At 52.2% G+C, this 13988-nt stretch carries 17 protein-coding genes; 7 read left to right on the top strand and 10 right to left on the bottom strand.

Annotated features, from left to right (window positions below):
* Nucleotides 1-125: 125 nt before the first annotated feature.
* From HMPREF0494_RS03795 to HMPREF0494_RS03785, 3 genes are read right to left on the bottom strand one after another with little or no spacing between them, the layout of a single operon-like run.
* A complete protein-coding gene (locus tag HMPREF0494_RS03795; protein ID WP_007123609.1) occupies nt 126-512 on the bottom strand; it encodes a hypothetical protein in 387 nt (128 codons plus the stop codon).
* A complete protein-coding gene (locus tag HMPREF0494_RS03790; RefSeq protein WP_007123608.1) occupies nt 499-720 on the bottom strand; it encodes a helix-turn-helix domain-containing protein in 222 nt (73 codons plus the stop codon). Before HMPREF0494_RS03790 ends, HMPREF0494_RS03795 begins: the two co-directional genes overlap by 14 nt.
* 17 nt (nt 721-737) lie before the next feature.
* Nucleotides 738-1247: a hypothetical protein gene (locus tag HMPREF0494_RS03785; RefSeq protein ID WP_007123607.1), complete on the bottom strand. Its 510-nt coding sequence runs from the start codon at nt 1245-1247 to the stop codon at nt 738-740.
* 266 nt (nt 1248-1513) lie between these two features.
* Here HMPREF0494_RS03785 and HMPREF0494_RS03780 point away from each other — a divergent pair, with 266 nt between their 5' ends.
* Both HMPREF0494_RS03780 and HMPREF0494_RS11590 read left to right on the top strand, forming a co-directional pair.
* Complete coding sequence (locus tag HMPREF0494_RS03780; RefSeq protein ID WP_007123606.1) at nt 1514-3175, top strand: formate--tetrahydrofolate ligase; 1662 nt, start codon at nt 1514-1516, stop codon at nt 3173-3175.
* A 356-nt stretch (nt 3176-3531) separates the two neighbouring features.
* Nucleotides 3532-3747, top strand: a complete 216-nt coding sequence (locus HMPREF0494_RS11590) for a hypothetical protein (RefSeq protein ID WP_040458766.1) — start codon at nt 3532-3534, stop codon at nt 3745-3747.
* Nucleotides 3748-3777: 30 nt separating this feature from the next.
* Here the strand turns inward: HMPREF0494_RS11590 and HMPREF0494_RS03770 are convergent, their stop codons facing one another.
* The 4 genes from HMPREF0494_RS03770 to HMPREF0494_RS03755 all read right to left on the bottom strand — a co-directional run bounded on the left by HMPREF0494_RS03770 (nt 3778) and on the right by HMPREF0494_RS03755 (nt 8212).
* Nucleotides 3778-4590: an ABC transporter ATP-binding protein gene (locus HMPREF0494_RS03770; protein WP_007123604.1), complete on the bottom strand. Its 813-nt coding sequence runs from the start codon at nt 4588-4590 to the stop codon at nt 3778-3780.
* Between the two features lie 138 nt (nt 4591-4728).
* Nucleotides 4729-5739, bottom strand: a complete 1011-nt coding sequence (ilvC, locus tag HMPREF0494_RS03765) for a ketol-acid reductoisomerase (RefSeq protein ID WP_040458910.1) — start codon at nt 5737-5739, stop codon at nt 4729-4731.
* Between the two features lie 35 nt (nt 5740-5774).
* Entirely contained in the window at nt 5775-7442 is a 1668-nt protein-coding gene (ilvB, locus tag HMPREF0494_RS03760) for a biosynthetic-type acetolactate synthase large subunit (RefSeq protein ID WP_007123602.1), read from the bottom strand.
* A 533-nt stretch (nt 7443-7975) separates the two neighbouring features.
* Nucleotides 7976-8212: a hypothetical protein gene (locus tag HMPREF0494_RS03755; protein WP_040458765.1), complete on the bottom strand. Its 237-nt coding sequence runs from the start codon at nt 8210-8212 to the stop codon at nt 7976-7978.
* Nucleotides 8213-8403: 191 nt separating this feature from the next.
* On the opposite strand from HMPREF0494_RS03755, the gene HMPREF0494_RS03750 reads away from it, so the two are divergent.
* Complete coding sequence (locus HMPREF0494_RS03750) at nt 8404-9066, top strand: L,D-transpeptidase (protein ID WP_007123600.1); 663 nt, start codon at nt 8404-8406, stop codon at nt 9064-9066.
* Here the strand turns inward: HMPREF0494_RS03750 and HMPREF0494_RS03745 are convergent.
* On the bottom strand, nt 9031-9243 hold the full coding sequence (locus HMPREF0494_RS03745; protein ID WP_007123599.1) for a hypothetical protein: 213 nt from the start codon (nt 9241-9243) through the stop codon (nt 9031-9033). The genes HMPREF0494_RS03750 and HMPREF0494_RS03745 overlap by 36 nt on opposite strands.
* A 16-nt stretch (nt 9244-9259) precedes the next feature.
* Nucleotides 9260-9826: a hypothetical protein gene (locus HMPREF0494_RS03740; protein ID WP_007123598.1), complete on the bottom strand. Its 567-nt coding sequence runs from the start codon at nt 9824-9826 to the stop codon at nt 9260-9262.
* Between the two features lie 308 nt (nt 9827-10134).
* On the opposite strand from HMPREF0494_RS03740, the gene purE reads away from it, so the two are divergent.
* From purE to HMPREF0494_RS03720, 4 genes are all read left to right on the top strand, one after another.
* Complete coding sequence (gene purE / locus HMPREF0494_RS03735; protein WP_007123597.1) at nt 10135-10620, top strand: 5-(carboxyamino)imidazole ribonucleotide mutase; 486 nt, start codon at nt 10135-10137, stop codon at nt 10618-10620.
* Between the two features lies 1 nt (nt 10621).
* Nucleotides 10622-11737 (top strand): 5-(carboxyamino)imidazole ribonucleotide synthase, encoded by a 1116-nt coding sequence (gene purK / locus HMPREF0494_RS03730; RefSeq protein WP_007123596.1) that lies wholly within the window; start codon nt 10622-10624, stop codon nt 11735-11737.
* A 72-nt stretch (nt 11738-11809) separates the two neighbouring features.
* A complete protein-coding gene (purB, locus tag HMPREF0494_RS03725; protein ID WP_007123595.1) occupies nt 11810-13105 on the top strand; it encodes an adenylosuccinate lyase in 1296 nt (431 codons plus the stop codon).
* A gap of 82 nt (nt 13106-13187) precedes the next feature.
* Nucleotides 13188-13367, top strand: a complete 180-nt coding sequence (locus HMPREF0494_RS03720) for a hypothetical protein (RefSeq protein ID WP_007123594.1) — start codon at nt 13188-13190, stop codon at nt 13365-13367.
* Here HMPREF0494_RS03720 and HMPREF0494_RS03715 read toward each other — a convergent pair.
* Nucleotides 13351-13869, bottom strand: coding sequence for a GNAT family N-acetyltransferase (locus HMPREF0494_RS03715; protein WP_007123593.1), 519 nt, complete (start codon nt 13867-13869; stop codon nt 13351-13353). The genes HMPREF0494_RS03720 and HMPREF0494_RS03715 overlap by 17 nt on opposite strands.
* Nucleotides 13870-13988 lie beyond the last annotated feature (119 nt).

Raw genomic sequence — 13988 nt, 5'->3', positions numbered from 1 at the left:
CCCGCAAGGATGGCTAGGTTGGTCAAATGCTGATTTATCAGCGTTTGAACTGCCAGCCAGCTACTGCGCTGTTGCATTATTATCTTTAAAATAGCAAAGAGGCTGAGTTAATTCCCAGCCCTTTTTTAATGGGTACGTTTAATTAAAGCTCCCGCTGTGAAGACGACGCCGAGAACGATGTAGGTGATGTTTTCCCACCGGTTAAGCCCGGTTCCGATTGGTAAGCTGACGAAAATCAAGAACAGGCCAAAGTAGAAGTTGCCCCGGCGGTAAAAATGCCGGTTAAACTTCAGGTGGCGGCCCTGTCCTGCGATGATCCAGTCGCCAGTATCGTCGCTGTCGAAGAAAACGATATAGATTAAGCCGACGAGCCCAAGGAATGCGAAGAGCAGTTGGAAAAAGTTTACAAACAGGTTTTCGGGCTGAAAGATGGTGATGACGATGGGCCAGCCGAGGAAACACAGGGCAAAGTAGAAACTAGCATATTTATAAAATTGCTTATTGAAGTGCATTTGAATCATCCTCCTGGTATTCAAGAATATCGCCCGGCTGGCAGTTGAGCTCGTGACAGAGTTTTGCTAGGGTTTCAAAACGGATTCCGCGGGCCTTGCCGGTCTTTAAGATTGACAGGTTGGCCGGAGTAATGCCAATCCGTTGGGCTAAGGTTTTTGAAGTCATTTTGCGTTCTGCTAATAAAACGTCCAAGTTGACCGTGATCACTAGCTGGCACCTCCTAACTAAATAATTTCGTCCGCGTCCTTTTGCAGGGCGATTCCCCGTTTGAAGATCAGGTAGATTAAAAAGAAAATCACCAGTGAAAAAAGGTCGTTGCTGAAATCGCCCTCGCGAAAGGTCATTAGGCCCATTAAATCCTGAATATTCCAGAGACGAAAACAGATGGAAGCTAGAGATTGCAAGACGAAGACTACTAATGCCGGCCATAAAATTTGCCGAACGGCCACCAGGTTTTGATTAACGAAGTAGAGGCCGCTATTAATATTGCGCAAAAGGCTATGGACGCCGATAAACATAATGATGGCGAGGAAGACCAGCATGGCCGCCGCAACTGCCTGGAGGACCAAGCTCCACCAGCTGTGGTAGTCAAAGAGTTCGTGGGCAAAGCCGGTAAAGGGGGTACAGGCGACGAGAATAATTCCCAGGACTAATGCGACACTGGTGACTACAATACAAAAATCAACGGAAAGCTGGATGAGTGTCAAGATAAGGCTGATAAGTTTCTTTTTCATGGTCGGAAACCTCCTCCGGTAAATTCATAATTATTGTAAAACGATAATTGATTATTGTAAAGCAATAATTGAGCTTGAAATGAACTTTGACAGCTGCTCAGGAAAAGGTTAAGCTTAAAAAGACGACTGATTTTAATTTAAAATCGTCAATTATTCGTGAAAAGAGGTTTACTTAACGCAGAAAATACAGTATTGTATGAATATAAACGGATGATGGTTTATATTTCAAAAATAAAGTTCGTGAATAATGGAAGGGGACGATTGCGATGATGACTGATATCGAAATTGCTGACCAGGCGGAAATGAAGCCAATTAAGGAGATTGCTGCCCAGATTGGTTTGGGTGAAGACGACATTGAGCAGTACGGCAAGTACAAGGCGAAAATTAGCCTGCCCGTTACGGCCCACCCGGACAAGAAGCACAAATTGGTGTTGGTCACGTCGATTAACCCGACCCCGGCAGGCGAGGGTAAGTCGACGGTGCTGGTTGGCTTGGGGGATGCCCTGAACCAGCTCGGCCACCAGACAATCATCGCAATGCGGGAACCATCCATGGGGCCCGTCTTTGGGATTAAGGGCGGTGCCACTGGCGGTGGTTACAGCCAGGTTGTCCCGATGGAGGACATCAACCTCCACTTTACCGGTGACCTGCACGCCCTGACCAGTGCTAATAACACCCTGGCGGCCCTGGTTGACAACTACATTATGCGGGGTAATGAACTCGGCCTGGATCCGCGGCGGATCATCTGGAAGCGGGTCGAAGACGTTAACGACCGGGCACTGCGCAACGTGGTCACCGGATTGGGCGGCCTCATGCAGGGGGTTCCCCGGCAAACCGGCTTTGACATTACCGCGGCGTCCGAACTGATGGCGATCCTCTGCCTGTCTACTGACCTGATGGACCTCAAGAAGCGGGTTGGCCACATTGTCGTGGGGTACAGCTATGACAAGCAGCCGGTGACGGTTGCCGAACTAGGCTTTGCCGATGCCATCACCATCCTGCTGAAAGATGCCATCAAGCCAAACCTGGTTCAGACCCTGGACCACACCCCAACCATTATCCACGGGGGACCCTTTGCCAACATCGCCCACGGCTGCAACAGTGTGCTGGCGACTAAGACGGCCCTGCAACTGGCTGACTACACCGTTACCGAATCCGGCTTTGGTGCTGACCTGGGGGCGGAGAAGTTCATGGACATCAAGCGCCGGGTCCTCGGCAAGAACCCCGATGCAGTGGTGATCGTGGCGACTGTCCGAGCACTGGAATACAATGGTGGCGCGGCCTTGGCCGACCTCAAGGACGAAAACCTGCCAGAACTAAAGCAGGGGCTGGCAAACCTGAACCGCCATATCAAGAATATGCAGCGCTACGGCGTACCGTTGGTTGTCGCGATCAACCACTTCGCAACCGACACGCCGGCTGAAATCAAGGTGATTGAGGAGAACTGTAAGGCCTTAGGGGTCAATGTGGTAACGGCGGATGCCTGGGCCAAGGGCGGCGCCGGTACCCAGGACCTGGCCCGGGAAGTGGTCCGCCTGACCGACCAGGAGAGCGACTTCCACGAGCTGTATAGCCTGGACGCCAGCCCGGAAGAGAAGGTCCGGATCGTGGCAACCAAGATTTACGGTGCCAAGGACGTTGAATTCAGCCGGAAGGCTCAGCGGCAGTTGAAGCAGTTTGCCGAATTGGGCTGGGACAAGCTGCCGGTCTGCATTGCCAAGACGCAATACTCGTTTACCGACGACCAGACCCAGTTAGGGGCCCCAACCGGCTTTACCTTCCACATCCGGGAATTCGTACCGAAACTGGGTGCTGGCTTCATCGTGGCCCTCTCTGGCAACATGATGACCATGCCGGGCCTGTCCAAGGTGCCCGCGGCGGTCAACATGACCATTGATAAGGACGGCAAGATTACTGGGTTATTCTAAAGTGGTTTTCTAAGTAAATACAAGAGGCTGGGAATTATCTCAGCCTCTTCACTATTTTAAAGATAATAATGCCTCAGCACAGTAGCTGGCTGGCAGTTCAAACGCTGATAAATCAGCATTTGACCAACCCCAAATAGGCTTGCTGCGCGGCGTAGCCATCCTTCCTACAGGCTAGCTACGCGTCGACGGAGGTGGGACTACGAACTAGGAAAGCTAGTTCTGCCCCACTCTCAAAAGACTTGCGCAACTTCCTCGATTACGTGGATAATAGGGATGTAGAGAACGATGAGTACGTCGATGAACTAAAGGATTACATCCAGAATTTAAGTAAGAACACGGAATGGAGGAATGATTACATGGATAACAAGACCCACATGATGTTCCACGATGAAGATGTTCGTGAAGAGGGCAGGCGGGCTGGAATCACTGCTGGTAAAATGGAAGCCGTCCGGGGCGCGATTGAGTTGCTGCGTCAAACGGGGATGGCGGAAGACCAGCTGAAGGCCAAAATTCGTCAGCAGTTTGCCTTAACCGATCTGCAAATGCAGACACTGTTTGAGCATGACAATTAAACGTCTTAGCTGTCTTTGGCAGCTTGGACCTTACTGTAATTTAGTCGCCTGCTGCCAGCTTACTCCAGGGAAAACGTGCACGGTTTCGTTATTGTCCACCGTGACTTGAACCGGAGCCTGATAAAAGGCGGTTAGTTTTGCCGGCGTCAGTATTGCGTCCCGCGACCCCTGGTCAAAGGCGTGACCAGCCCTCAGTAAAAGGACCTGGTTAAAGCAGGGTAGGATTTCCGTCGTGTGATGGGACACGATTAAAATTGCCGGATGGTGGGGCGCTTTGGCAATTTGCTTAACCTTGTCCAGCAGCCGGGCCTTGGCAAAGAGGTCCAAGCCGTTGCAGGGTTCATCAAGGATTAGCAGCTCTGGCTTTGCCATCAGTGCCCGCGCGATCATCACCAGTTGGCGCTCACCCTGCGACAGGATTCGGTACGGCTTGCCAATCAATGATTTTCCCCCGAGCCGTTCTAGCAGCCGGCGGGCTTCCGCTTTATCATCGTCGGTAACCGCTTGGTAAATCCCGATACTGGCGAATTTGCCGGACAGGACGATTGATTCTGCGCGGTCCCCCGGATGAAGCCAGTCTTGCAGGGCGGTACTGACCCAGCCGACCCGCTTGCGCAATTCATTGATATTGGTATGGCCAAACTTTTCGCCGAGGACTTCGACCTGCCCGGTGGTTGGCCAGAGGTCCCCGTGAATGACCTTGAGCAGGGTGGTTTTGCCGGCACCATTCAGCCCCAGGATGCCCCAGTTTTCTCCTGCCTGGATGGTCCAATTCAAGTCGTGCAGGATTTCCCGGTCGCCCCGGACAACGCTAACGTGCTTCAAACTTAAAACTGTTGTCATTTTCTCGCCTCCAGTTAATTTGTTAAAGACAAACGGGTTCTTAGTATTCAGCTAAACCGAACACCAAGAACCCGTCTACTCTTGCAAGGGTTGATTATAGCGGACCCAGTCAGAATCCGCCCAGCTTGATTGAGGTAATTAGTCGCTGTACTTATCTTCAGCGGCAACAAATGGCATCTTTGTCCGCAATTCGTCCCCAACTTCTTGCAGCTTTGAGTTTTCCATTTCTTTACGATACGCGTAAAGCTTCTTGAACCCGTTGTGGTAGTCTTCCATAAATTCCTTCGCGAAGGTTCCGTCCTGGATTTCCTTCAGGTTTTGCTTCATTGCCCGCTTTGATTCTTCGTTGATGACCTTTGGCCCACGGGTGTATGAGCCGTATTCGGAAGTGTTGGAGCAGTCCTTGTACATCTTGGCAAAACCGCCCTCGTAGATCAGGTCACAGATCAGCTTCATTTCGTGGTCAACTTCAAAGAAGGCTAACTCTGGTGAGTAACCGGCTTCCGTCAAAACTTCAAAACCGGTTTGGATCAGGGCGGTTACCCCACCCATTAAGACGTTTTGTTCACCGAACAGGTCTTCGTCAGTTTCTTCCTTAAATGTAGTTGCCAGAAGGCCGGCCCGGGCCGCCCCGTTCCCCTTAGCAAATTCCTTTGCCAGGTCTTCCGCGTGGCCGGAAGCGTCTTGCCAAACTGCGTATAATGCTGGAACCCCAAAGCCTTCCATGTAAGTCCGCCGGCATAAGTTACCTGGGCCCTTAGGTGCCATCATCACGACATCCACGTCAGCCGGTGGGACAATTTCCTTGTAGTAAACATTGAAACCATGGGAAAAGCCTAAGACGTTGCCGGCTTCCAGGTTGTCAGCGACTTCTTCTTTATAGACGTCCGCCATGACTTCATCTGGGGTTAACATTTGAACCCAGTCAGCCTGCTTTACGGCTTCGGCAACTGAGTAAACTTCAAAACCGTCCTTGCGGGCCTTGTCTGCAGACTGTCCTGGACGACAGCCGACGATGACGTCGAAACCGGAATCCCGCAAGTTGTTTGCTTGGGCGTGACCCTGGGCACCGTAACCAACGAAGGCTACCTTCTTGCCGTCAAGGTAATTAGTAGTAACATCTTTTTCGTATAACATTTCAACCATAATCAAAATCTCCTTTATCTTTTCTCTCTTAAACCAATTTATTCTAAAATCATTTCGGAATTTGCTTTTCCGGCTGGCACCATCGGGTAGACGTTCTCATCAGCCGGAATTGGTACTTCAATAAACGCGGCGTGCGGACTGGCAAAGGCTTCGGCCAGTTCTTCCTGCCAGTTATCACTGTGCAGCTGGTAGCTGTCAATTCCATATCCACGAAGGATTTGCTGGAAATCAGGCTGCGTTTTAAAGACGGTTTGGCTGCGGTGACGGTTGAAGAATAAGTCCTGCCACTGCTTAACCATTCCCAAGGCGTGGTTGTTAAACAAGACAATCTTGATGTTTAACTGTCGTTCGCGAATGACGTCTAATTCCTCCAGCGTCATCTGGAAGCCGCCATCGCCGGTAAACAGGACCACGGCCTTTTCGGGCTGGCCAACTTTGGCGCCGATTGCCGCGGGCAAGCCAAAGCCCATCGTTCCTAAACCACCGCTCGTTACTAACTGTTTCGGGTGCTGGTAGGAATAAAATTGGGCTGCCCACATTTGGTGTTGCCCGACGTCAGTGACCACCACTGCCTGTCCGGCAGTTAGTTTGCTGACGTCTTCAATGACTGCTTGGGGTTTGATAGTATTTTCTTCATAGTGGTATGTGAATGGGTGCAGCGTTTGCCAAGCCTTGACTTGGCTGTTCCATTCAGAATGTGGCAGTACATTTTCCCGCTGACTAGCTGCCACCAGCCATTCCAATGCGTCACGAGCATCCGCTACGACTGGATAATCGGTGGGAACAAGCTTGCCCAGCTCCCGCGGGTCAATGTCAAAGTGAGCGATTTTTGCGTGGGGTGCAAAGCTGGTCGGGTCGGTGGCGAGCCGGTCGTCGAACCGTGCCCCAATGTTTATCAGGAAGTCGCAGTTGCTCAAAGCCATGTTGGCGGCATAGGACCCGTGCATTCCACCCATTCCCAGGAAGAGCGGGTGATCGCTAGGAACAATTCCTAGGCCAAGCAGGGTGGCGACGGCCGGAATCTTCGTCCGCAGGATCAGTTGCCGGGCGAGCTGACTTGCCTGTTCAGTCGCTGCGCCGTTGCCGAACAGGAAGAGCGGGCGGCGAGCCTGCTTCAGGGCCTGCCAAACTTCGGTGAAGCCAGCTTGGCCCGAGTTAGTGGGGTGGTGCGTAGCTGGCGTCGTCTGGGCAGCGGGGTGAACCATTGCGGTAGTAATGTCCTTTGGCAGGTCGACCAAGACCGGCCCCTTGCGGCCAGCTTGCGCAATGGCGAACGCCTGGCGAATCGTGCTGGCGAGTGCGCTGGGCGTTGAAACCCGGAAAATTGCTTTGGTGATTGGTTTGGCCATCGAAACAATGTCGACTTCTTGGAAAGCATTCGTGCCAATTGCTGCGCGATTTACCTGACCGGTAAAAATTACCATCGGCACCGAATCAGCTTTGGCATCAGCGATCCCGGTCAAAGCATTGGTGGCCCCAGGACCGGAAGTGGTAAAAACAACGCCGGTTTTTCCCGTTGACTTCGCATAGCCCTCTGCTGCGTGGGCCGCCCCCTGTTCATGACGGACGAGAATATTATTGTACTTTTGGCAATAAACTTCGTCATAGAGGGGGATCACTGCGCCGCCGGGATAACCGAAAACCACTTCCACCTGGTGGGCGGTTAGTTCATCAAGCAATATTTGCGAACCGCTTACTTGTGCCATAAAGTCACCTCCTAAAAGTAAAGTCTTAGATTATCAAATTTTTCTTACCTCATTCAGCCAAGAAAAAAGGCCCCACCAGAAAATAGTTCTTCTGGTGGAGCCTTTGATGCCGCTTCAGTTATCTGGCCATGTCAAAATGGCCCGGGCATTAACTCACCAGAAATGGTAATAATAACGACCAAGCTAATAATGACAATAATCAATTGGCTATTTAATTGAACGTTAACCATCATCATGGTGAGCTACCTCCCTTTGCTAAAGATTTAATGATAAATTTGATGATGTTAATTTACATTAGGTGCAAGCAGATGTCAACATTTTTTCTCACGTTTTTTTAATTTTCCTGTAATCATTTTAATAATTAAACCGCCACGGGGTAGTCGGGGCGCCGTTTGCCAGGTAAAAGTTAATTTTATTAGCTGCTGACCAGGGCGGATTAATTGGGCCGCTTTTTAAATCGGCCGAGGGCGATAACTAAAAGGAGCGAGACAGCGAACTAGGCAAACTAGTTCTGTCCCACTCCCTGGTTGAGACTACTGAATTTTCTTATTTTGCCGTTCCGCCTTATCGTAGGCGTTCAAAAACATTTTAATCACCAGGCACAGGTTCATCAGCCAGAAGGCCTTATTAAAAAGGTGCCAGCTGATCGGCCGCAGGCGAAAATGAAAGAGATTGTAAATCAGAACTAAGAGCAGGTAGAGCAAGTTGGCCCGAAGGATGTCCTTTGACCACTTATGATTGATTGTGTACACCCAAATCTTTTTTAGCATTGTCCCCATCCTCAAGCAAAATTAGCACAAATTACAGCAACCACAAAGAAAAAGATGGCGGTTAAGTATGATAATTTTAGGTTATTTCTCAAGATAGATGGCCTGCCTTATTGAATTGAATTTTGCTTCTTTTATAATAATTATAAACCATTATTTTATAAATCGGGAAAGTATAAAGAGAGTGGAAGACGTTGAAATTAGCCGTTAAAAATCGAATTTACGCGGGAATCTACCTGGTCGTGGCCATTGTCGGAATGGGTCCAGAACTGCGAAAAAGCCACAGACAATCGCCCAAACCAGCCCGCCAAGCCCAGCTTGCCACTGACCACCAGCAAGCGGTCCATCGAAGTCACTCCCCTGCTCGATCCAGTAAGATGCGGGTCCCGATTGACTGGCGCAAGTCTTCAGAAACCGTTCCCTACCCTGACCTAGCAAAAACCAAGGACTTCTGGGTGAAGGTCAGCCTGAAGAAAAACCGCACCTATTTGTACGACGGCCAGAAATTGCTCTACACCATGTACAGCACTGGCGGGATGTATAAGCGCAACCCTCAGACCGGGAAAATGGAAAGCATGACGCCGACTGGGACCTACTATGCCCAGTCCGAACGCGGCGACAGCTTTTTCAATTCCTCCTTAAACGAAGGGGCAAACTACTATGTTTCCTGGCTGGACCACGGAACCTACCTTTTCCACAGTGTGCCGACTGTGGCGGGTGGGAATTACAACGTCGCCGAAGCCAAGAAACTCGGCAAGTCGACCGGCTCCCACGGCTGTATCCGACTTTCGGTCCCCGATGCCCAGTGGATGTCGACCCACTTACCGGTGGGTACCAAAATCGTAATTGTTAATTAGCTTAATACTGACGAGGCAGAGGTCCACCACCAGCAGGATGAGAATGATCTCGCCGAGCCGGACCCGCGCCACCGGAAGCAGCCACGATAAGACGTTGTAGCAGAACAGAGCCAGGAAGATAAAGAGGTCGGTTACCGCGACGTGTTTAAGAAATTTTCTCGTTAATCGGTGTTTCACCTTAAAACCACCATCCTTACTTGATGACTAACCGGGTCCCTGCCGGGAGGTCCTGCAACCAGTAAGCATCCGGCTTGGAAACGTCAATTGTGTTGGCACAGTGGTAACGCGCGTGAAGCCAATTGCCGTGCACCCGGTGATTGTTGACTTCTACCGGTGCTTCGATAAAGGTATCGGCCTGACTAAGACTTAACCAGTTGGTGCCCACTTGCTGGACATTGTTATTCTGGTTAAAGATCTGATTTCCGCGAGAATGATTGATGTGCAGAGTGACCGGTGACAAATTGATCCTGGCGTTTACGATGTACAGAACCTGGTGGCCGCTGATGACGTATAGCCGCCGTTCCTTTCTGATCGCAACTAGGTAAAGCGCTGGCTGTCCTTTTAGGCGGGGATAGCGGGCCAGTTCTGACGGGTGGTTGAGCTGGGGATGCCGGAGGCGGTTAACGGCGACCTGGAAACTACTATCCGTGCCCGGCAGTGTCCGCTTGTGTGCAATCCAGGAATGGCCGTTGATAATTATCAGCAACAGCGCCAGGAGGCTAAAACCGATCTTAAACATTATTTTTAACTCTTTATTCATTCCCAATGACCCTTTAACTTCCCAAGAATTTGCGGCGGCAAGCAGGCTTGTCGTACTTCTTAATCATTTTAGTCGGGGCCTGGCTGGCAGTCAACGGGGGATCTGGCCGGTGATGGTCTTGGTGGGGAGAATTAAATGATTGCAGAAACGCCGTACTGTGCTAGCACTTGCTGGTCGGTACGGCGTTTCAAATTATCCTTTGGTAGTTTACCGAACTATATAATTTAAATATAGATTTTTGTTCGTAAAATTATTGAAGCCGGCTTCCTGATCTGTTATCCTTAAAGCAGTTTTAAGGAGGTAGGACAATGAGTGCAATTAGTGTTGTAATGGGTAGTAAGTCAGACTGGCCAACGGTTAAGGAGACTTGCCAGATCCTGGATCAGTTTGGCGTCGACTACGATAAACGGGTGATTTCCGCCCACCGGATGCCAAAGGAAATGTTCGCCTTTGCTCAGGGAGCGGTTGCCGACGGAACCAAGGTCATCATCGCCTGTGCCGGCGGGGCGGCCCACTTGCCGGGGATGATTGCGGCCAACACCCCGCTGCCCGTGATCGGTATTCCGGGACAAACCAAGGCCCTCGGTGGGATGGACTCCCTCCTGTCAATTGTTCAGATGCCCGCCGGGATTCCCGTCGCCACCACCGCAATTGGGGTGGCCGGTGCTAAGAACGCGGCCTTGCTTGCCTTACAAATCCTGGGCATCACTGACGCAGCAATCCAGCAGCAGATCGTTGACTACCGTAAGCAAATGCACGATCAGGCGGCAGAAAGCGGGGCGCACCTTGACTAAAATGATTCAACCGGGCCAAACCATTGGGATCATCGGCGGGGGCCAGCTCGGCCAGATGATGGCGCTAGACGCTAAGCAGACGGGGATGAAGGTGCTTGTCTTAGACCCGACGCCGGCGTGTCCGGCCGGCCAGGTCGCTGATGACCAGATCGTGGCCGAATACGCGGACGTGGCCGCAATCGAGGAACTGGCCCGCCGGTCGGACGTCCTAACCTACGAATTTGAAAACGTCGACTTGAACGCCCTCAAGGATGTGGCTGACCAGGTCTACGTTCCCCAGGGTACCCACCTGCTCTATACGACCAAAAACCGGATTCGGGAAAAGACCTTTCTCCGGGATGCGGGTCTCCAGACGGCACCGTTTCGGGCGGTCAAGGACGCGGCGGACTTGAAGCGGGCCGTGGCAGAACTCGGCTACCCCTGTGTCCTCAAAACTTGTGAGGGTGGCTATGACGGCCATGGTCAGGAGGTCCTCCATAGCGATGCCGACCTTGCCAAGTGTACCGGTATCCTGTCAACCCGGGACGCGATTTTGGAAGGCTGGGTGCCATTTGAACTTGAATGTTCAGTGATGGTGGGGCGGAACGAAAATGGCGAAGTCACCGTCTTCCCGGTTGCCGAAAACATTCACCACGACGAAATCCTCCACATCAGTATTATCCCGGCCCGAATTTCGCCGGAACTGCAAAAAAAGGCCCAGCAGATGGCGGTCCAAATTGCCCACGCCATTGACCTCCGCGGGATCCTCGGCGTGGAGATGTTTGTCGGCCGCGATGGCGAGATCTACATCAACGAACTAGCCCCGCGGCCCCATAACTCCGGCCACTATTCCATCGAGGCCTGCAACTTCTCCCAGTTCGCGATTCACAACCGGGCCGTCTGCAACTGGCCGCTGCCCAAGATTGACCTGCTCAAACCGGCGGTGATGGTCAACGTTCTCGGCCAGCACGTTGCCGGGGTTCGGGAGCAAATCGCCAAGCAGCCGAACTGGCACTTCCACGACTACGGGAAGGCGGAAGTTCGCCACAACCGCAAGATGGGGCACGTGACGATCCTAACGGATGATGTGGAGCAAACGCTAACAGAAATTGACAATACCGGGATTTGGTCAGAATAAGGTTCGGCTTTACGCCGTGGCGGTGCCTGTGCGATAATAACTGGAGAATAAGATAGAGAGGATTTTAAACTGATGATTGATCGTTATACAAGTCCGGAAATGGCAAAGATCTGGAGTCTGGAAACCCAGTACCAGTGCTGGCTGGAAGTCGAAATTGCGGCTGATGAAGCCTGGAGCAAGCTCGGCCACATTCCGGCGGAAGACGTGGAAAAGATTAAGCAGAACGCTAAGTTCACCGTTGACGGCATTGCCGAAATTGAGGCCGTTACCCACCACGACGTCATCGCCTTTACCCGTGACGTGTCCAAGTCCCTCGGCCCCGAAAAGAAGTGGGTCCACTACGGAATGACCAGTACCGACGTGGTTGACACTGCCCAGGGACTGCGGCTGAAGAAGGCCAACGATATTTTACGGCAGGACATCGATGACTTTATGGCGGTGCTGAAGGAACTGGCGGAGAAGTACAAGTACACCGTCTGCATGGGCCGGACCCACGGGATTCACGCCGAGCCAACCACCTTTGGCCTCAAGGCGGCCCGCTGGTATTCCGAGATGAAACGCAACAAGGAACGGTTTGAGCACGCGGCCCGCGGTGTTGAAGCCGGCAAGATTTCCGGGGCGGTCGGCACCTTCGCCGAAATCGACCCCTTTGTCGAAGAATACGTCTGCAAGCGGCTTGGCCTGCGCCCGCAAGAAATTTCTACCCAGGTCCTGCCGCGGGACCTGCACGCCGAGTACATCGCGACGATTGCCCTGGTTGGGACCAGCCTGGAGGAAATGGCGACCGAAATTCGCTCCCTCCAGCGGACGGAAATCCACGAGGTTGAAGAGCACTTCGCCAAGGGCCAGAAGGGGTCTTCGGCGATGCCCCACAAGCGCAACCCGATTGGCTCGGAAAACATCTGCGGCTGTGCGCGGGTCCTGCGGGGTCACGTGGTCACGGCTTACGAGGACGTGGCTCTCTGGCACGAACGGGACATTTCCCATTCCAGCGCTGAACGGATGATCCTGCCGGACTCGACGTCCCTGCTGGACTATATGCTGCGGCGCTTTGGCCGGATCCTTAAGAACCTCGACGTCTTCCCCGAAACGATGAAGAAGAACATGGACAAGACCCTCGGCCTGATCTATTCCGGCCGGGTCCTGCTCAAGCTGGTCAACAGCGGGATGAGCCGGGAAGCCGCCTACGACTTGATTCAGCCGTACACCGCCAAGTGCTGGGCCGAACAGGTTGCCTTCCGGCCGCTGTTGGAAGCCGATCCGACGATCCAAAAGCAATTGACCAAGGAAGACCTGGACGACGCCTTTGACTACCACTGGCACCTCCGCCACGTCGACGATATTTACAAGCGAATTGGGTTGGACTAATCGGTAAAAAGCGGCCCTGGATATTTTATCCGGGACCGCTTTTTGTTATGGTAGAAGTAAACTCAACCTGGGGAGTAGTCAGATGAAATTTAACCGTTACTTTTATAAGACCAGCAGCTTCTACTTCGGCCTGGCCCTGGTTTTGGCGCCGCTAGTAAACCTGGCCATTAGTCAAGACCCGGTTGGCAAGCTGCTCAACTACGGCTGCCAACTGTTTGGGCTCTGCTTTCTAATCGCGGCCGTCATTAAGCGCGACCGCTAGGGTAGTTCTTGCCGTAAATCTTGAGTTCCCGGTATTCACCGGCAACCTTGGCGATGGCGGGGAGGCGGCCCCAGTAGCTAAAGCCGTTCTGCTTAAAGAGCGCTTGGCTGGGCCGGTTGCGTTCGTAGATGTAGGCGACAACCGTCCTGAAGTGCAGACGGTCCTTGATTTGCTGGTCGACAAATGCGAGAAGCCGGCGGCCGAGCCCCTGCCGGTGGGCCTGTTGCTGGATATAAATGGCAATTTCTGCGGTGTCCGCATAGGCGGGGTTCGGGTAGAAATATTCCAGTGCGCACCAGCCGCGGACAACCCCGTCAACGGTAATTACCCAGAGCGGGTGCCAGTCGTCAAACTGGGCAAACCACTCCGCCCGGTCTGCAACGGTGATGGGCGAACTTTCGTCGGTGGCAATTCCCGCCGCGACGGCCTCGTTAAAGATATTGATGATTGTTTCCCAGTCGCTGGCGTGCGCCCGGCGAATACTCATGATTGCTTTCTCCATTCTCAATGTCCCCTTTACTATCAATTGTAAACTCTCTTACGGGTGCTGGCCATTTATTTGGCCGGCACTCTTTGTTTAGGAGCAATTACGAACAATATTTTGAAATAAAAGATTAAAGT

This window comes from Limosilactobacillus antri DSM 16041, assembly GCF_000160835.1.
Lineage (GTDB): Bacteria > Bacillota > Bacilli > Lactobacillales > Lactobacillaceae > Limosilactobacillus > Limosilactobacillus antri.
Note: the sequence above shows the minus strand (reverse complement) of the source record. Positions and strands in the feature narration are given on the sequence as shown.

What these genes read in the sequence shown, in the direction of transcription:
- purK (WP_007123596.1), top strand. Translation starts at nt 10,622, where the DNA reads ATGATTCAACCGGGCCAAACCATTGGGATCATCGGCGGGGGCCAGCTC.
- ilvB (WP_007123602.1), bottom strand. Translation starts at nt 7,442, where the DNA reads ATGGCACAAGTAAGCGGTTCGCAAATATTGCTTGATGAACTAACCGCC.
- HMPREF0494_RS11590 (WP_040458766.1), top strand. Translation starts at nt 3,532, where the DNA reads ATGGATAACAAGACCCACATGATGTTCCACGATGAAGATGTTCGTGAA.
- HMPREF0494_RS03720 (WP_007123594.1), top strand. Translation starts at nt 13,188, where the DNA reads ATGAAATTTAACCGTTACTTTTATAAGACCAGCAGCTTCTACTTCGGC.
- HMPREF0494_RS03770 (WP_007123604.1), bottom strand. Translation starts at nt 4,590, where the DNA reads ATGACAACAGTTTTAAGTTTGAAGCACGTTAGCGTTGTCCGGGGCGAC.
- purE (WP_007123597.1), top strand. Translation starts at nt 10,135, where the DNA reads ATGAGTGCAATTAGTGTTGTAATGGGTAGTAAGTCAGACTGGCCAACG.
- purB (WP_007123595.1), top strand. Translation starts at nt 11,810, where the DNA reads ATGATTGATCGTTATACAAGTCCGGAAATGGCAAAGATCTGGAGTCTG.
- HMPREF0494_RS03785 (WP_007123607.1), bottom strand. Translation starts at nt 1,247, where the DNA reads ATGAAAAAGAAACTTATCAGCCTTATCTTGACACTCATCCAGCTTTCC.
- HMPREF0494_RS03755 (WP_040458765.1), bottom strand. Translation starts at nt 8,212, where the DNA reads ATGCTAAAAAAGATTTGGGTGTACACAATCAATCATAAGTGGTCAAAG.
- HMPREF0494_RS03740 (WP_007123598.1), bottom strand. Translation starts at nt 9,826, where the DNA reads ATGAATAAAGAGTTAAAAATAATGTTTAAGATCGGTTTTAGCCTCCTG.
- HMPREF0494_RS03715 (WP_007123593.1), bottom strand. Translation starts at nt 13,869, where the DNA reads ATGGAGAAAGCAATCATGAGTATTCGCCGGGCGCACGCCAGCGACTGG.
- HMPREF0494_RS03795 (WP_007123609.1), bottom strand. Translation starts at nt 512, where the DNA reads ATGCACTTCAATAAGCAATTTTATAAATATGCTAGTTTCTACTTTGCC.
- HMPREF0494_RS03780 (WP_007123606.1), top strand. Translation starts at nt 1,514, where the DNA reads ATGATGACTGATATCGAAATTGCTGACCAGGCGGAAATGAAGCCAATT.